This window comes from Paractinoplanes ferrugineus (genome assembly GCF_016862195.1).
Classification (GTDB): domain Bacteria; phylum Actinomycetota; class Actinomycetes; order Mycobacteriales; family Micromonosporaceae; genus Actinoplanes; species Actinoplanes ferrugineus.
This window is the reverse complement of the sequence record NZ_BOMM01000012.1, coordinates 1-16330: the sequence shown is the minus strand read 5'-3', so window position 1 is coordinate 16330 and position 16330 is coordinate 1. Positions and strand designations below refer to the sequence as shown.

Genomic DNA, 16330 nt, shown 5'->3' with positions numbered 1-16330 from the left:
GCGGGAGCTTCGAGGTGGTTGAGTACGTGGGTCGACAGGAACCGCCACACCGGGTGAATCGACCGAGGCGTCGTTCGTGGCCAGCCGCAACCGTGCTAGGCACTCCTGCGGCAGTCTCGGACGAACGCCTGTTTCAACACTCCGTGGTGAGCCCGCTCAGGTATCCGGGCGCCAAGCGGCAACTCGTCCCGATCATGGAGTTGATCGTCCGAGCGAATGTCCCCCGGCCAAAGTTGATAGTAGAGCCTTTCTGCGGAGGGGCTAGCATGACCTTACGCCTTTTGGGGACCGGGCAGGTACCGCACGGGATCCTGGCAGACTTCGATCCGCTTGTAGCTGCATTTTGGAAAACGGCCGCCTTTGACTCCGAATGGCTGATTGAGGCACTTGGTCAAGAGTCTGTTACAGTCGACCGGTGGGACTGGTGGCGTGAGCTAACTCCAACTCATCGTCGTGACAAAGCGCTAAAATGCATATTTCTAAATCGGACTACGTTTTCTGGAATTCTCCATGGGCGTGCAGGACCGATTGGCGGCAGAAGCCAACTTTCAGCGTACAAGATCGACTGTCGGTTTGGACTGGATGGCTTAGTGCGTCGGATCAGAGGCGTAGCTGACCTTGCCGCGTCAGGGCGCTTGATCGACGTCTGGGAAGCTGATTGGAAAACGAGCCTAGAGAGAACTAAATCGCGCTTCCCAATGCTGTCGAGCCGAGAAACGCTGGTATATGTTGACCCCCCATACGTTGACAAGGCCGAGTGGCTATATCCGTGGGCCTTCGCAGCTCGTGATCATCGGAAGCTAGCGACCTACCTTCGTACAGAGGCCAAATTTGCGTGGCTACTTTCCTACGACGATCATCAGGATATCCGCGACCTGTACCTACCCGAAGAGAAGTTCTCGGTGCTTCATGTCTCGCAGCGGTACACGGCCGCGGGATCCGAGCGACGCAGCACAAAAGACGAGCTTCTCGTGACGAACTTGGAAACCATCCCAGAGTCTGATACCTACCGAGAGCTTTCTCGCTCCAGTTGACACGCGACCAGTGCCACCAAATCTCTTCACACTCCACTTGGTGCCCTCCCGAGGAGACGTCCCATGACGAGCCAGCTTTCTGGAATTGCTGGCGCCGCGACTGCCGGCGCTGATCCACTCACGCAGTTACTGAGTGGGCCTAGACGGCTGGGAGGTATCTATCAGCTTGACTACAAGAGCGCTACGGTCATCACTGACGACTTTGTGAAGCACTCCGTAGGTGGGGTTGCTAAGAACAGCTTTCTGTTGGCAGCGGCGACCGTTCCCACTCGAGAGACAAATGCGCCGCTCGATGAGGATGAAATTATCCTCTTGAGGGTGCGGGGTACCGCGCGGTTGCCCAACGAGGCAGAATTGGTAGCCACTCGACTGGCCGCTATCCGTGATGCGGACGTCAGGGACAAGCGACCAGACGACGTTGTCGACAACCTTACGTCGAGCCAGATTCAGCTGTCGGCGTTCGATTGTGAAGTACTAGGAACATTTTACAGTGACATGGTCGGGCGACGTCCGTTTGTTCAGTGGGGCGCTGATCTCGACAATGTCTATGCGGGAGCGCGCTACTTCGTATATGCCCCTTCGCCTGAAGCGTTGTCATTCATCGCGTCATATCCACGGCAGACTGAAGATGAGATTCTCCGAGACGTTAATCCGAGGCTGATAAATCTCGGAGTGGTGCGTTTCTCGTCCACGCGGCGACGCGCGACTGCGGCAGTGATGGACAGCGTCCCGGTACAAGTCAGGGTCACTGACTTCATTTCGAAGAAGACAGCAGTCTTGGGCATGACGCGTGTCGGTAAATCGAATACCAACAAGACCATATGCACCGCAGTGTTCGAGTACGCTGCTCGAACGCACACAAAGATTGGTCAGCTCGTTTTTGACCCTCAGGGCGAGTATGCGAACGTCAATGATCAAGACAAGACCGGCCTGAGGCTGCTCGGGCAAGGCGCAGACCTTGTACGAATCTACAAAATGAGCCCCGACCCAGCAGAGCCGCAAGAATTTCCGCTTGGCGTGAGTTTTTACGACACCAATGAGTTCCCTACGGTCTGGGGTTTGATTCAAGATTCCCTAGCAGATATGGGGAGCTCTTACGCTAACGCTTTTAAGACTGCGGCGGTATTGGATCCTGAGCGTGCAGATTACGCTAACGGGCCGGCGGGCGAGGGGGAGTACTGGAACGCAGTTTCAGACGCTCAGCGCGGAAAGCTTGCATTTTATGCGTTGTTGTCCAAAGCTGGCTTCCAGGCGCCTCGCACCGGTTTCTCCACGATATTCAAGATGAATTCCAATATCCGAGGATTATTAACCGCGGATTTGCCGGACCTCCTGCGACCGGTTAACCAGCGGCAGGGGTTGTATGCGGTCGATTCGCCAGCAGCTGCTCGTCAAGTCGTTGCCTGGCTTTCATTACGTATCGGGGAGATTGTAAGCGGCCGTATCCCGGAACGCTATGTCGGCCTTGATCTTGGATCATGGCAGAACTGCGATCCTTTCATGGCTATTTTGGCTGTTTATGACGCTACTGTAGGCACCGCGGTACTAAACAGGATTCGCACTCTTGTTGACTTCCACGACCCGAATAGTGAGGGCGATCTTGCCGACCGCGTGTGGGATGACCTGGTCGAGGGCAGACTGGTCATCGCAGACTTGTCCGTTGGGTCCGATCAAGTCGTGAAAATCATTTCGGAGCGACTCGTTTTTAGGCTAATCGAGAACGCAAACCGCCGCTTTCGGGCAAACGAGTTGAACGTTCCGATCCAAATTGTTGTCGAGGAAGCTCACAACCTCTTCGATCGTGAAAAAGCTGGGAAGTCTTCTGTCCAAAATGATCCTTGGGTTCGGCTCGCGAAGGAGGCTGCTAAGTATGAAATCGGCCTTGTCTACGCCACGCAGGAGGTCACAAGCGTGGACAAGCGGATTCTTTCGAATACCTCGAATTGGATAGTTGCACACCTGAACTCGGACGTTGAAACCCGTGAGCTTTCGCACTACTACGACTTCGCCGTCTTTGCTGACGACCTTCGTCGTTCAGAGGATCGCGGTTACGCCAGAGTGAAGACGTTCTCGGGCAAATATATCGTTCCCGTCCAGATCGCGAAATTTGATCATGGCATGATCAATCGTGCTCGGGTGGCTGCCGGCCTTCAGCCAATAGAACTGAACGCGTGAGGTCAGAATGTCATACTCACAAGAACGGGCGTCTCGCCTTGGCCATGTGCCGATTGTTTTGAGCCCCGCTGTCGCTGATGCGTTGAAGAACTGGGATATCCCTTCCTTGGCTGATCCGGACGAAAGCGAAATCACGGCTCGGTGTGTTGCCGTTTCAGACCTACCGCTTGAACGGCGACCCGCTCCGGCGTTTGCGCTGGCGTTCGATGGTTCGAGCCAAGAGGTCGAAGCGAAGGCGGGCTATCCCTCCATTCGTGTTGGGTTTTTTCAAATTGCAGGCGTTTACGTCGATATATTGAGGTTTCTTGGTGCTGCGAACGATGGGTTGCTCGACGTAAGAGAGTTGGAAAGGGCGCAAGTCACGCAGACCGTAAACAGTGTGCTCCCCGGATCAAATGTGTTCGTAGGCGGAGCGAGCGGTAGCGGAAGCCTGAGAATTGAGCTTGAACGTGCTTTTGCCTCCTCGCGCATTACTGATTTCGGGCCGCCTTTTTCCCTTACGGACGCGCTGCTCACCATTCATGGAGCACCCGGATCGCCTGCGAGCTCAATCAAGCTGAGCAAGTGTCCAGTTTGTGGTTCAGCAGGGATCGGCGTCGGGAACTTCGTAGATATTGAAGGCTCGCACTGCAATGAGCCGCTTTGCGGCTCGCCTCTTTATGTTACGGACGTGTTACGCATATACGAGGAGTTCGCTGAGGATTCGTCGAATGTCCTAACCCTGACCCGGGCGATGAATATTTCAGAACGGTTACTGCTCGTTTCTTATCTTGATGGTTTTTATCGCACAAGTCGCAAGAGCTTGTCAAATGGGCTATTCATAACCGATGGCCCATTGGCCGTCTATGGCCCGATCGCCCCGATGAAATCTCAGTTCTCTTCCTACTGGGAGCAGCTCTGTGCTGGCCTGGAGCGCGAGGATCTTGCGCCGCCTCTACTTGTTGGCATAGAAAAGACGGGCCGATTCGTCGACCATGCCCACGCTATACGTGAGGCAATATTGCCCGGGCATGTGATGATGCTTGATACTCCCTACGTTAACCGACACATAGTTAACCAGCCTGAGGATCACTTCTACGGCAAAGATGAGTTTTATGGTCGTCGCTTCCTGTACAGAACGACGACGGGTGAAGTGCTCGTCGTGACTGTCCCAAGAGTCCCAGGTGGCCCGCCGTATGAGAAACCATCGTTCGATGGGGCCAGCGGATTTGCTCGTCAAGCTTCGGAGTCGTGGGAGTCGTACCCAACTCTTCGGGCAACGCTTGAGTCGTTGGATAGCTTGCAAACGCGACTGTACCCGGATGCTGTGATTCCGGTAGCTTTGGCACACTCGGCGTCTTCGCTTCCATTGGGTACGGGGAAGAGTGTGCTCACGCTCCTAGCTCAACAGAACCTAGGCATGCCGCAAGATAGTGTGAGCGTGAGTCGTTTTCAGTTCTCGCGCCCCAAGGTCTAGGCTTTGGCGCCTCACCGCGCCGGCGAGCGTTGAAGGCAGTTTCTGATGGTTTGCGCCTGCTCGGGAAGCATCGTCGAGTTCGAGTAAGCCGACAGTAGGTCCACGAGGTACAGGGGCCGTGTGTCCGCGGAAAGCGCGGACCGCGGCCCCTCGTCATGTCTGCTCCGGGGGCCGAGCCCCCTGAAACCCCACGGCGCGACCGTTGCGGTCGGTGCTTGTGTTCGGTCCGCCCGCAGCGGTGAGAGCCACAACCCTGACCGATCAGCAAGCTGACGTGCAGTAGTTGATGTGAACGGGGCACCGCCGGACTCACCTGCTGGCGCGAACCGGTCCAGGCCAGGATGACCAGCCCAGCGCGTGGAGGTCCGCGCCGCCGACGTTGGCCAGGCTGCGCTGGCGCTGTGTGCCCCGAAATGCCGTGTCGGCCCGGCAGGATTTCGAGGTCGTACTTTGCGATCTGGGTGTTGCGGGTGACCAGCGCCAGGTGTTCCGCTTTTGCCTGGGCGATCAGCATTCGGTCGAACGGGTCGCGGTGGATCTGCGTGGTTTTGTTCGCGAGTTTGGGCTCCACCCTCAGCGAGACCCGCTCGCGCGCATCGGTGAAATCCACGTCGCGGCTGCGTCGGCGAGGCCGTTTCTGTCTTCGCTGCCGGATCAAGATGATCGGCGGAGTTGTATCTCCACCTGGTGGAGGCTGGAGGCTTGTCGGCGTGGATCACGGGACGCTGTACTCGATCGGGGACCTGGCTCGGCGGACCGGTCTGTCGGTACGCACGATCAGGTTCTACTCCGATGCCGGCGTTCTGCCACCCACACACCGTAGTTCCGCCAACCATCGCCGTTATGACGTGGCCGCCGTTGCTCGTCTTGAACTCATCCGCACATTGCGCGAACTCGGTGTCGATCTGGCCAGCATCCTGCGGATACTCGCCGACGAGATCACCGTGTCGCAGGCCGCAGCCGCCCACGCCGAGGCTCTTGACCTGCAGATCCGGCTACTTCGACTGCGCCGAGCGGTCCTTCGTGTGGTGGCAAAAAGGAACTCCAGCCCTGAGGAGATGGAACTTATGCACCGCATCGTGCAACTGTCCGAGGCCGAACGTCACCGACTCATTCATGACTTCGTCGACAGCACATACGGCGGCATCGACGCCAACCCGCAACTGGTGGAGCTGCTGCGTTCGGCGGTGCCGGACCTGCCGGACGACCCGACCGCCGAGCAGGTCGAGTGCTGGATCGAGCTGGCGGAGCTGGTACAGGACAACGACTTCAGAGCCAGTGTCCGGCGGATGGCCGAATACCAGGCGGCCGAACGCGCCGACGGTGACCAGACAGGGCTGCATCACGAGCTGACCGTCCACGTCGCCGAGCGTGTTGCGGCGGCGATCGCCGACGGGGTTCAGCCGGCGTCAGCACAGGCTGCGCCGGTGGTTGCCGAGCTGGTCGCTCGGTACGCGGATACGTTCGGGGCCACCGACAGCGGCGCGTACCGCACCAAACTCTCGACCCGACTGGCCATTGCCAATGATCCACGGGTGGAGCGGTACTGGCACCTGATCACCACTATCAACGGCTCGCCCACCACGACCTCGCTCGCCCCGATCTTCACCTGGTTCACCGAGGCTCTCCAACACCACTCCGAGCCGTGATCGACGCTGACCTGTGCAACGGATGCGCGCTCGTCGATTGATCCGCGCATCCACGCTCAGGGTGGTTTCATGATCGCTTGTACGCAGCGTGAGCGGGATTCTGAGGGATCGCTGCCGCCAACGGGTGGTCACGATCCGCGAGTGGTGCCGGTTCTCGCGAACATTGCGGCGATCGGCGCCGGCAAAGTGGCGCCGAAAGTCGCGAACATCTGGCGCCCAAACTCGCGAACGAAGCCAATCTGCGGGAGGCGGGCCGCTGCGATGCCGTGGGCGGACGTGATGTCCAGGTGGCGGAAGCCGCTGTCGCGGACGCGCTCGGGGAGGTCCTCAGGTTCGAGTTTGCCGATTGCCTGCTTGATCGCAACCTCCCATCTCGGTGCGGCGCTGACGTAGACGTCGAGCGCGTACTCCGTCTGTCGGCTCGAATGACCAACTCGCACCCGCTGCAAGATCGCCGAGGGCCTGTGCCGCCTGTCACGGTGGGCGGTCGGCCGGAATCGGTGGGGGGAGTGCCGAGGTTTCGCCAGATATGACGACTATTGGACTTATCGGCAGTGGCAACATCGGCAGCACCGTGGCGCGGCTGGCGGTTGCCGCCGGTCACGACGTGGTGCTGAGCAACTCCCGCGGCCCGCAGACCCTGCAGGACCTGGTGTCCGAGCTGGGGGAGAAGGCACGTGCCGCGACCCCCGCGGAGGCGGCCGCGGCCGGTGACATCGTGGTGGTGACTGTGCCGCTGCGGGCGTACCGGGAGGTTCCGGTGGAGCCGCTGGCCGGCAAGGTGGTCATCGACACCAACAACTACTACCCGGACCGCGACGGTGTCATCGACGAACTGGAGAACGGTTCCAGCACCACCGGGGAGCTGCTGCAGAAGCACCTGCCGAGCGCCCGCGTGGTGAAGGGCTTCAACAACATCTGGTACGGCCACCTGCAGTCCCAGGCGCGGCCGGCGGGCAGCGCGGACCGGTCGGCGCTGCCGATCGCCGGTGACGACGCGGCCGCCAAGCAGGCGGTCACCGAGCTGTTCGACAGTCTCGGCTTCGACACGGTGGACGCGGGCCCGCTCGCTGAGAACTGGCGTACTCAGCGCGACACCCCGGTCTACGTGACGCCCTACGGCACCTACGGGGTAGCCCCCGGTACGCCGGCAAACGCGCAGGTCGTACGCGAAGCACTCGCCGCGGCGAAGCCCACCGCGGCCTGACGTCCGGACCGGGGCCTTCGCCTTCGGGGCTCAGTGCCCCCCGGAGGCCCCGGGCTATGTACCCTTGCTGTTACGTACCCATCTGGTTACGCTCATCGGCATCATGGATGCCGTTCTGCAAGCACTGGCCGACCCGAGCCGGCGCACGATGCTCGAGCTCCTCCGCCATCGACCGGCGACGGCCGGCCAGCTCGCGGAGGCCCTTCCCATCGCCCGGCCGGGGGTGTCCCGGCACCTGCGGGTGCTGCGGGAGGTCGGTCTGGTCGACGTGCGTCAGGACGCCCAGCGTCGCGTCTACTCCCTCCGGCCGGAGGCGTTGGTCGAGGTGGATCAGTGGTTGGAGCCGTACCGCGCGCTCTGGCGGAATCGACTGGACGCCCTGCACACGGAGATCGCCCGCGGAAAGAAGGAGCGGAAGTGAAGATCGGGAGTATGCGGCCGTTGGACGAGACGCGTGACAAGCAGGGTGGGCTCCACTGATGTCCGACACGATCAGGTTCAGCGGTGTCACGGTCAACGCGCCGGACGCTGTCGCGTTGGCCAGGTTCTACGCCGTCATCACCGGCGGCGTGGTGCGCGGAGACTCGCGCTGGGCGTCCGTCACCGGACCCGGCACGGCCATCGGCTTTCAGCAGGTCGACGACTTCCGCCCCCCGGTGTGGCCGGACGGCGCCGTACCGATGCAGATGCACCTCGACTTCTTCGTCGACGACCTGGTAGCCGCCGAGGCGCGGGTCCTCGCCGCCGGCGCCACCCGCTTCGACTTCCAGCCGAACTCCGACCACTGCTTCGTCTACGCCGATCCGGCCGGCCACCCGTTCTGCCTGTCCACCTGGGATCTTGCCAAGATCGCCGGCGAGCCGGGGGACGACTGAGCAGCTAGGGCGTGCCGGGCGGCAGGTGGTAGATCACCAGCGTCTGCTCGGGGTGTTCGGCGACGTGGAAGGCGGCGTGGGGCACGGTGACGGCGCCCAGCCGGGGATGCCGTAGGCGCTTGCGGCCCGCATGGCTGAACTGGATGTCGTACTGCGGCCACCACGTGCGGACCTCAGGGCTGGCCTCGGACAGTTCGGCCACCAGGCGGGTCACGCGGGGGTGGCCGGCATGCCGGCCCGCGATGGCGCGCAGGCGGGCCAGGATGTGGCGGGCCTCCGGCTCCCAGTCGATCAGGATCTCCCGGGCGGCCGGGTCGGTGAAGATCCAGCGTACGACGTTACCGCCGGGGGTCATGCCGCGGAACAGCTCGGCTGCGGCCTCGTTGACGGCGAGAACGTCGTAACAGATGCCGGTGACGTAAGCCGGGTTGTCGCCGAGGAGGGCCGGGATGCCGGCGACCTCGGGGGCGGCTGTTTCCGGGGCGTCCGGCTCGCGTGTCGGGTCGCCGGTGGCCAGGCGACGCAGGTGTTCCTGTTCGGCGGCGGTCAGCCGCAACGTGCGGGCCAGGGCGTCGAGCACCTGGTCCGAGGGGCGCACGTCACGGCCCTGTTCGAGGTAGGTGAGCCAGGTCGCGCTGATGCCGGCCAGCAGGGCCAGTTCCTCGCGGCGCAGGCCAGGGGTGCGCCGGCGCCCGGTGGCCGGCAGGCCCACGTCGGTCGGGTTCACCCGCTCTCGGCGGCTGCGGAGGAAGGTGCCCAGCTCGTTGCTCACGGAGAACTCCCGCCAGTACTAGAAGGACTGGTACCAGAATAAAGCGGCTCTGGATACCAGCTTAAAACCCGGCAAGGCTTGCCTCATGCGAGCTTGGACTGTTGCTTCAGAGAGCGATGACGTACGCCTCAGTGAGGTTCCGTCACCGACGTTGACCGGCGGTGGCGTACTTGTGGAGGTGCTCGCCGCCCATCTACCGGCGTACACGAAGGTGGTTGTCAGGGGTAACCGGGGCAGTCTTCCGGTTCCGCTCACTCTCGGTCCGGCCTGCGTCGCCCGGGTGATCGCGGTGGCGCCTGATGTGTTCCATGTGGCGCCGGGCGACGTCGTGGTGGACACCGCGCTGCTCGACGCGGGTGACGGCGACGAGATCCTGGTGGGCTGGGTGGGCCTGGGCGGCTCCGGCGCGGGCAGCGAGCGTACGGCTCGGATGCGCACCGTGTGGCGCGACGGCGTCTTCGCGGAGAAGGCTCTCTGCGCCAAGGAGACGGTCGTCAAGCTGGCCGGGGCGGAGAACTATCCGGACCTCGCCCGCCTGTCGTTCCTGCCGTGGCTGTGCCTCGCCGCCGCCGGCCTGCACGCGGCGGGCCCGCTGGCCGGCCGTGACGTCGCGGTGCTCGGTGCGACCGGCCAACTGGGTGGCGCGGCGGTGTTGACGGCACTCGCCGAGGGCGCCGCGACGGTCACCGCGGTGGGCCGCAACGCCGCGGCGCTCGACCGGCTGGCCGCGCTCGGCCCGCGCGTGCGCACCCACCGGCTGACCGGCGACCGCACCCGGGACGCGGCGGGGATCGGCCCGGTCGATGTGGCGCTGGACGCACTCGGTGCCACCCTGACGGCGGACGCGACCATGGCCGCCTACGACAGCCTGCGGGGGCGCGGCACGCTGGTGCTCATCGGCGGCGTCCGGCAGGAACTCGCCATTCCGTACGGCGACCTGATGCACCGCCGGCTCACCCTGCGCGGCTCCTGGATGGCCGACGACGCGACGGTGACCACCGTGTGGAACCTGATCCGCGCCGGCCTGCTGGACCTGTCCGTGCTCGAGCCGCTGACGGTCGGCCTGGACGACCCCGCGGCCGCCCTCGACCTGGCGGAACGCACCACCGGCCTCGACTTCGTGGCCCTCGTTCCCTGATCGAAGTTCCCTGCTCGGCCGCGGGCAGCCCGACTCGGTGGTCCGGTGATTGCGCCGCCGTGGTTTGGTTAGTCATGGCATGGCGTCCGGTGGTAGCGCTGCTCGTCGTGTCGCCGTTCATGGGTGAGGTGCTGTCGACCGCGACCTCGCCGCTCGAACTGCTGGTGCCGTGGAATCTGCTGCTTTTCGTCGCGCTGTACGGCTGCGGGGCGCTGCTGTGTCGCGAGGTCGCCTACCGGTGGCGGCTCGGCTTGCCCGGACTGATCCTGCTCGGCGCCGCCTACGGGGTGTTCGAAGAGGCGCTCGTCGACCGGTTCTGGTTCGACCGCAGTTACGCCCGGACGGCCGGGGTCGGCGACTACTCGCGGGTGTGGGACGTCAGCGTGCTCCTGGCCACTCACCTGACCGCCTTCCACGCGGCTGTGAGCGTGTGCGCGTCGGTCCTGATCGTCACGTGGCTGTTCCCGGGCGATCGGGAGCGACCCTGGACCCGCCCGTGGACTCTGCCCGTTGCCGGTGCGGCGATGTTGACAGTCCTGTTCGTGACGTACGACCAGTATGTGCATCCGCCGCCCGGCCCGATCCTCGCCGCGGTGGCCGTCGGGGTGTTGTTCGTTCTGGGTGCGTGGCTGTCGGGCCGGCCGCACGTCGTCCGGCGGTCGGGCCGCCCCCGGTCGGGCCGCCCCCGGCCGCGGTTGCTGGGCTCGCTGGCGTTCGTCTGCACCGCCGCCCACTTCGTGCTCGTCTACACGCTTCCGGTCACCGGTCTCGCCTGGGCGATCGGCGTCGCCGGCACGCTGGTCCCGCTCCTCGGCGGGTTCCTGGCGGTGCGCCGATGGGCGACCACAGATGCGCTCGGCGCCGACGGCCTGGCGGTCGTGACGGGAGTGGTCGGCTTCTTCGTCCTGCTGGACCTGCTCGTCGGGCTCGGCGGTCGTTACGACCTCAGCGTCGGCGCTCTGCTCACCGCGGCCGGGCTCGTCTGGCTGCGGCGCCGCGTGGGCAAGGCCTGATCGGCGAAAGTTCTCGCCACTGGGTAACCGGACGGGCCGGTGCGGTGTGTCTTCAGGTGTGCGGGCACCGAGAGAGAGCGGGAACATGGCGGGCGACGACAGTGCCGACTTCGACGGCTTCTACGTCGGCGCGGTCCGGCGTGTCGTGCTCTACCTCTACGCCGCCTGCGGCGACCGGGCCGAGGCCCAGGACCTGGCGCAGGAGGCGTTCGCGCGGGCCTGGCAGCACTGGCCCAAGGTGTCCGGCTACGACGATCCCGAGGCGTGGGTCCGGTCGGTGGCGTGGCGGCTGATGGTCAACCGGTGGCGTGGGCTGCGGCGGTGGCTCGCGGCTCGGGCCCGGCTGGGGCCACCGGAGGCGATGACCGGCGGTCCGTCGCCGGACCGGGTCGCGGTGGTCCACGCGTTGCAACGACTGCCGGCGGCCCAGCGGCAGGTCGTCGCACTGCACTACCTGCTCGACATGAGTGTCCATGACATCGCCCGCACGGTCGGCGCCCCGGAGGGGACGGTCAAGGCCCGGCTGTCCCGAGCGCGAACCGCCCTCGCCCGTCTGCTCGAGGAAGACCTTCAGGAGGAAAGCAATGCCCCATTCCGTACGTAACCGGCTGCGTGACCTGGAGAACGACGTACGCGACCTACGGGTGCTGCCGGCGGCCGCCGTCCGGGCCCGTGGTCGCAGCCGCCGGAACCGGCAGCTGGCGGCCATGACCGCCGCCGGCGCCGCCGTGGTAGCGACGACAGGTGTCGCGTTCGCCTGGCCGCACCCGACCGTGGCACCGACCGCCGACCTTCCGGCCCTGTCCTGCGTACTCGCCCTGCCGGGGTCGCCGGGTGCGGTTCAGATCCGGGTGCTCGACGGCGGGGCGCCGGCGGGACTGGTGGATGCCACCGTCTCCGGGTTGCGGACGCGCGAGTTCAAGGTGCTGCGCGGCGCGACCAGCGCCCAGCCGGTCGGCGTAGCCGTCCTGCGTTACGGTCCCGCGGCGATCGGTGCGGCCGCTCTCGTACGCGCCGAAGTGGTCGGCGAAGCCGGCATGCAGTTCGAACCGGGCCGCCCCGACGCGACCGTCGACCTGGTGCTCGGGCCTGCCTTCACCCGCCTGGCCAGCCCCACGGAGATCAACCAGAACCTGGCGACCGTCGGCCGACCGTCCGCTCCGCCGGGATGCTGAACCCGGCCGTCAGTACGAGTTCTCTCGTTCCGAATAGGCCCAGGCCTTGCACGGGGTGTCGTACTTGCCCTTGATGTAGCTGAGGCCCCACTTGATCTGCGTCGCCGGATTGGTCTTCCAGTCGGCGCCCTTCGAGGCCATCTTCTTGCCGGGCAGGGCCTGCGGAATCCCGTACGCTCCGGAACCGCGATTCTCGGCCCGGTAGTTCCAGCCGCTTTCCTTCTTGAACAGCTTGTCCAGGCAGGGGAACTGGTCGAGCCCGAAGCCGGCTTCGAGCGTCAGGGCGCACCCGATCTTGCGGCTCCCGCTGTACTCGTTGCAGCTCGACGGGATCGGCCCGGAATAGGGGACCGGCCCGCCGTTCTGCTCGGCCTTCTTCCGGTCCGCGGCCGCCTTCTTCACCGCGGCTATCTTCGTCTCGAGGTCGTGGGCCTTGGTCGCCGCGGTCCGGGCCTCCGACGCCGCCTTGACCGCCGCGTCACCCTCGGCCTGCCGCTGCCACGCCCGCGCCGCCACATGCTCCCGCTGGCGCTGCTTCAACAGATTCATGTCGTCCGCGTCGACCTGCGCCACGTCCAGCGTCGCCCGGTTGGAGAAGCGCTGCGCCTCGTGATCCTTGCCCAGGTAAGCGCCACCGGCCACGCCCGCGACGAGCAATGCCACGGAAACGGAGCGTACGCCGATGCGGCTCAAAGCCCGATTCACAAAGCAACCCTTCGTCGGGGGTCGGAGATGATGCGGCCGCTAATGGTAAACGCCACCGCCCCGATTCGCGACGGCCCGCCGGACCCGTTACCGACAGCCGCCCGACCGTTACCCAGACGACCCCGAAACGACTGTCCACGGTGGTCTTTCACACGGAAGGTCACCGCGCTGTGCCATCTCGGTGACGGCAAGTTCTTCCCCGACGGCCTGATCCGGGTGAGCCGCGGGCGGCGTCAATGGACCGCTCTCGTCGAGGTGAAGACCGGCGACAACGAATCGCGGGCCGAGCAGCTGGGCACGCTGCGGGCCACGGATGCTGCCGCGCCCGAGACCGCGCCGAATCCCGCGACGCGGACACAGGCATCGGTCGCGCAGTTGGCCGCCGACCTGCGGGCCTCGCGAGGACCCGGGAGACACGGAGCTGCTGAAGGCCGGACGCGACAACCCGACGATCCTGGTCGGTCATCCGGGCCGGGAGATCAAGTCGTTCCGGGTCGCGGTGACCTCGCCGGTAGGCGGCAAGCGCGGTGTTGGCCGATCGAATCGGCCCAGCGGTGTTCGCCCGGTAAGCGAAGGGTCACAAGCGGTCGGTCAAGAAGGACTGAGCCCGGATTCGCCGGTAGTTCTGCCGGCCGCTGTTGTCGTAGCGGGGCCGGGGCGGCGGGAATGCCGCGTCGGGTGCTTCCGCCGCCACGGAAGCACCCGACGCAGCCGGTGCCGGGTGTCGCTGTCGGGATCGGACGCGCAGGAGCATCAGCGCCGCCGCTGCCACGCACGCGGCGATGCCCACCAGGACCATCGCGCGAATCACGTTGCCCACGACCTCTCACCCGGGTCATTGGTTATCGAGACAATGAAGGTAGCAGCGCTTGGTGCCGGAGCCAATCCTTCGAAACGGCGAGGGTCGCGTACCCGATCCGCACCTATGCTTTGCCGATGCCCACCGGATTCGGCGTCTACCTGAAGGAAGCGATCCTCGCCGCCCGCTTCCCGACGCCGACCCACTTCGCGCGCGCCGTCGGCACCGACCCGTCGGTGGTGCTGCGCTGGCTGAGCGAGGAGCAGCGGCCCACCATCAAGTCGATCGAGCGGATCGCCCCGGTGCTCGGCCGCAGCATCAACGAGCTGGTGCTGGCCGCCTATCCCGACCGGCTCAGCGGTCCGGCCCCGGCCGCGCCCGCCGCCCATCCGCTGGTCCACGAGCTTGGTCGGCTCCTCGCCGACGACTCGCCCATCCCGCGGGCCGACCGGGAGGCGCTGGAAACGGTCCTCGACCGGATGCTTGATCCATATCGGAGGCTGCTCCGCCGTCGCAAGTCCGGGTGACAACCGCATTCGCGTTAACGGCCTTCGGTCACTAGCCTCCAACCATGGCCGAACGGTCGCATGTGGCAGGCGTGTTCAATTTACAGACCAGCAAGCTGCTCGTGGTCGCGATCATCATCGCCACGGCGGCCACCGGCGCGCTGGTCGTGACCCTGTTCGCCTCGATGCCGTCGGGGCAGGCCCCGGGGCCCGGCCCGAACGGGATGCCGCCCCCGCCGCCCGACCTGCGGCCGCTCGCCGTCATCTCGGTCGTGACCGGACTGTTCGTGCTCTCGTGGCTCGCGGTGCTCGTGGTGTTCGCCCGCGATCAGGTGCTGCGCCAGATCCGGGCCACCCAGCCACCCACGCCGCCCGGCGAGCTCGGTGACCTGCTGGCCGGCCTGCGCACGGAGATCGCCGCCGACCGCGAGCGCGACCTGAGCGCACTGACCGACCGCCTGGCCGACCTGACAACCGAGTTCGGCGAACGCCGGGAAACCGACGGCTATCTCAACGGCATGCGTACGGCCGCCGCCGAGCCACCCGAGGCCAAGGTGCGCGCGCTACGCCGCAACCCACCCCCGCGTTGATCCCCGCGGGTCAGGCGCCGGTGATGGCCCGATAACCCTTGTGGGTGCGGAAGTATTCGGTCATCTTGTCGGTGCGCAGAGCCAGGAACAGGGCGCGGCAGCCTTCGACGTCCAGGCGGTTGGCGGTACCGGCCGGCGTGTGCACGAAGCCGGTGTTCGGGATCGTGGTGAAGCTCAGGTCGTCCTGTCGGAGATGAGACAGTCGGCGGACGGTGCTGGTGAGGTCGAGGTTCTCGTCCACGACAAGTGACTTGGCCACCTCGGACAGCAACTCGTTGAGGCGGATGGGGTTGGTGAGCACACCCATCGACAGCACCTTGCCGGTGAGCGCGTGCAGGTACTGCTGCTGCCGGCGGACCCGGTCGAAGTCGCCGTCGGCGAGGCCGTACCGCTGGCGTACGTAGATCTCGGCCTTCTTGCCGTCGAGGTGGTTGACGCCGGCCCTGAACGTGTAGCCGGTCCGGCCGTCCCGCACGGTCTTGCGAACGGTCACGTCCACCCCGCCGACAATGTCGGTGATCTTGCGGATGGCGGCGAAGTCGACGCGTACGACGTGGTCGATGTTCACCCCCGTCAGGTGGCTCACCACCTGGGTCATCAGGGGTGCACCACCCCACGCGTAGGCCGCGTTGATCTTTGTTTTGCCGCCGGCCCAATGGCCGGGGACCGGCGGTATGTAGACGTACGAGTCACGCGGGAACGACACGACGCCGGCGTGCCGGCGATCGCCGTCCACGTGCACCAACATGATCGTGTCGCTGCGGGACTGGCCCTGCGTCCAGCCGGCACGCGTGTCGACCCCGAGGACCAGGTAGTTCTCCGCGGCGCGCACGCCCGGGACAGGTTGCGTGGACGGCCCGGTGATCACCACGTACTCGGAGCCCTTGGTGATCCGCGGAAGCGCCGACGCCTGCCCGAGCACGTCGTCGCGCCCGACCTGACCGCCGACATGCTCCGCATAGAGCACGGAGGCGCCCAAACCGGCACCCGCGAGGGCGGCAAGGACAGTGAGGGTCACCAGCGACGCTTTCACCCAGCGAACCACTCACACCGCCTCTGCCCAGGGAGAACTTCTCCCCAGACCTATCGGCCGACTTAGTCGTCCCGTGAGCCCATCCCCGGTTGCCGCCCAGTTACCCAGCCGCCGCCCGCCGTACGCGATGCCCAGGAGTTCAGAGGCTCGCCCTCTCGCCCGCAAGCGAGCCCCCAGCCCAGCCCTCGCAACGTGGGGTTTCC

Annotated in this window: 17 protein-coding genes; 13 read left to right on the top strand and 4 right to left on the bottom strand. The window is 65.3% G+C overall.

The window, feature by feature from the left end; genetic code table 11:
* The first annotated feature begins 14 nt into the window (after nt 1-14).
* The 4 genes from Afe05nite_RS44900 to Afe05nite_RS07900 all read left to right on the top strand — a co-directional run bounded on the left by Afe05nite_RS44900 (nt 15) and on the right by Afe05nite_RS07900 (nt 6314).
* Entirely contained in the window at nt 15-1034 is a 1020-nt protein-coding gene (locus Afe05nite_RS44900; protein WP_369077022.1) for a DNA adenine methylase, read from the top strand.
* 63 nt (nt 1035-1097) lie between these two features.
* Entirely contained in the window at nt 1098-3209 is a 2112-nt protein-coding gene (locus Afe05nite_RS07910; RefSeq protein ID WP_203816334.1) for a helicase HerA domain-containing protein, read from the top strand.
* Between the two features lie 82 nt (nt 3210-3291).
* On the top strand, nt 3292-4665 hold the full coding sequence (locus Afe05nite_RS07905; protein WP_203816333.1) for a hypothetical protein: 1374 nt from the start codon (nt 3292-3294) through the stop codon (nt 4663-4665).
* A gap of 710 nt (nt 4666-5375) precedes the next feature.
* Nucleotides 5376-6314, top strand: a complete 939-nt coding sequence (locus tag Afe05nite_RS07900; RefSeq protein WP_239117640.1) for a helix-turn-helix domain-containing protein — start codon at nt 5376-5378, stop codon at nt 6312-6314.
* A 128-nt stretch (nt 6315-6442) separates the two neighbouring features.
* Here Afe05nite_RS07900 and Afe05nite_RS07895 read toward each other — a convergent pair whose 3' ends face one another.
* Nucleotides 6443-6754: a type II toxin-antitoxin system VapC family toxin gene (locus Afe05nite_RS07895; RefSeq protein WP_203816332.1), complete on the bottom strand. Its 312-nt coding sequence runs from the start codon at nt 6752-6754 to the stop codon at nt 6443-6445.
* Nucleotides 6755-6843: 89 nt separating this feature from the next.
* On the opposite strand from Afe05nite_RS07895, the gene Afe05nite_RS07890 reads away from it, so the two are divergent.
* From Afe05nite_RS07890 to Afe05nite_RS07880, 3 genes are all read left to right on the top strand, one after another.
* Nucleotides 6844-7521 (top strand): NADPH-dependent F420 reductase, encoded by a 678-nt coding sequence (locus tag Afe05nite_RS07890; RefSeq protein WP_203816331.1) that lies wholly within the window; start codon nt 6844-6846, stop codon nt 7519-7521.
* 103 nt (nt 7522-7624) lie between these two features.
* The gene (locus Afe05nite_RS07885; RefSeq protein ID WP_203816330.1) at nt 7625-7942 is read left to right on the top strand and encodes an ArsR/SmtB family transcription factor; all 318 of its coding nucleotides are present in this window, start codon (nt 7625-7627) and stop codon (nt 7940-7942) included.
* A gap of 58 nt (nt 7943-8000) precedes the next feature.
* Entirely contained in the window at nt 8001-8396 is a 396-nt protein-coding gene (locus tag Afe05nite_RS07880) for a VOC family protein (protein WP_203816329.1), read from the top strand.
* Between the two features lie 4 nt (nt 8397-8400).
* Here the strand turns inward: Afe05nite_RS07880 and Afe05nite_RS07875 are convergent, their stop codons facing one another.
* The gene (locus Afe05nite_RS07875; RefSeq protein WP_203816328.1) at nt 8401-9168 is read right to left on the bottom strand and encodes a helix-turn-helix transcriptional regulator; all 768 of its coding nucleotides are present in this window, start codon (nt 9166-9168) and stop codon (nt 8401-8403) included.
* A gap of 289 nt (nt 9169-9457) precedes the next feature.
* On the opposite strand from Afe05nite_RS07875, the gene Afe05nite_RS07870 reads away from it, so the two are divergent.
* The 4 genes from Afe05nite_RS07870 to Afe05nite_RS07855 all read left to right on the top strand — a co-directional run bounded on the left by Afe05nite_RS07870 (nt 9458) and on the right by Afe05nite_RS07855 (nt 12494).
* Nucleotides 9458-10306: a zinc-binding dehydrogenase gene (locus Afe05nite_RS07870; protein ID WP_239117639.1), complete on the top strand. Its 849-nt coding sequence runs from the start codon at nt 9458-9460 to the stop codon at nt 10304-10306.
* A gap of 74 nt (nt 10307-10380) precedes the next feature.
* Nucleotides 10381-11319, top strand: coding sequence for a hypothetical protein (locus Afe05nite_RS07865; protein ID WP_203816326.1), 939 nt, complete (start codon nt 10381-10383; stop codon nt 11317-11319).
* Nucleotides 11320-11404: 85 nt separating this feature from the next.
* Nucleotides 11405-11923, top strand: a complete 519-nt coding sequence (locus Afe05nite_RS07860) for a SigE family RNA polymerase sigma factor (RefSeq protein WP_203816325.1) — start codon at nt 11405-11407, stop codon at nt 11921-11923.
* Nucleotides 11904-12494 carry a LytR C-terminal domain-containing protein gene (locus Afe05nite_RS07855; protein ID WP_203816324.1) on the top strand — a complete coding sequence of 197 codons (591 nt, stop codon included), beginning with the start codon at nt 11904-11906 and terminating at the stop codon, nt 12492-12494. The genes Afe05nite_RS07860 and Afe05nite_RS07855 overlap by 20 nt, the downstream gene beginning before the upstream one ends.
* 9 nt (nt 12495-12503) lie before the next feature.
* Here the strand turns inward: Afe05nite_RS07855 and Afe05nite_RS07850 are convergent, their stop codons facing one another.
* A complete protein-coding gene (locus tag Afe05nite_RS07850; protein WP_438867771.1) occupies nt 12504-13157 on the bottom strand; it encodes an aggregation-promoting factor C-terminal-like domain-containing protein in 654 nt (217 codons plus the stop codon).
* 978 nt (nt 13158-14135) lie between these two features.
* Here Afe05nite_RS07850 and Afe05nite_RS07845 point away from each other — a divergent pair.
* Nucleotides 14136-14525 carry a helix-turn-helix domain-containing protein gene (locus Afe05nite_RS07845; protein ID WP_203816322.1) on the top strand — a complete coding sequence of 130 codons (390 nt, stop codon included), beginning with the start codon at nt 14136-14138 and terminating at the stop codon, nt 14523-14525.
* Nucleotides 14526-14569: 44 nt separating this feature from the next.
* Nucleotides 14570-15094, top strand: coding sequence for a hypothetical protein (locus Afe05nite_RS07840; protein WP_203816321.1), 525 nt, complete (start codon nt 14570-14572; stop codon nt 15092-15094).
* Between the two features lie 10 nt (nt 15095-15104).
* Here the strand turns inward: Afe05nite_RS07840 and Afe05nite_RS07835 are convergent, their stop codons facing one another.
* Nucleotides 15105-16112 carry an LCP family protein gene (locus Afe05nite_RS07835; protein ID WP_239117638.1) on the bottom strand — a complete coding sequence of 336 codons (1008 nt, stop codon included), beginning with the start codon at nt 16110-16112 and terminating at the stop codon, nt 15105-15107.
* Between the last annotated feature and the right edge of the window lie 218 nt (nt 16113-16330).

Excerpts from the sequence above, each read along its gene's own strand:
- Afe05nite_RS07860 (WP_203816325.1), top strand. The coding sequence starts at position 11,405 with ATGGCGGGCGACGACAGTGCCGACTTCGACGGCTTCTACGTCGGCGCG.
- Afe05nite_RS07890 (WP_203816331.1), top strand. The coding sequence starts at position 6,844 with ATGACGACTATTGGACTTATCGGCAGTGGCAACATCGGCAGCACCGTG.
- Afe05nite_RS07855 (WP_203816324.1), top strand. The coding sequence starts at position 11,904 with ATGCCCCATTCCGTACGTAACCGGCTGCGTGACCTGGAGAACGACGTA.
- Afe05nite_RS07880 (WP_203816329.1), top strand. The coding sequence starts at position 8,001 with ATGTCCGACACGATCAGGTTCAGCGGTGTCACGGTCAACGCGCCGGAC.
- Afe05nite_RS07910 (WP_203816334.1), top strand. The coding sequence starts at position 1,098 with ATGACGAGCCAGCTTTCTGGAATTGCTGGCGCCGCGACTGCCGGCGCT.
- Afe05nite_RS07845 (WP_203816322.1), top strand. The coding sequence starts at position 14,136 with ATGCCCACCGGATTCGGCGTCTACCTGAAGGAAGCGATCCTCGCCGCC.
- Afe05nite_RS07885 (WP_203816330.1), top strand. The coding sequence starts at position 7,625 with ATGGATGCCGTTCTGCAAGCACTGGCCGACCCGAGCCGGCGCACGATG.
- Afe05nite_RS07840 (WP_203816321.1), top strand. The coding sequence starts at position 14,570 with ATGGCCGAACGGTCGCATGTGGCAGGCGTGTTCAATTTACAGACCAGC.
- Afe05nite_RS07865 (WP_203816326.1), top strand. The coding sequence starts at position 10,381 with ATGGCATGGCGTCCGGTGGTAGCGCTGCTCGTCGTGTCGCCGTTCATG.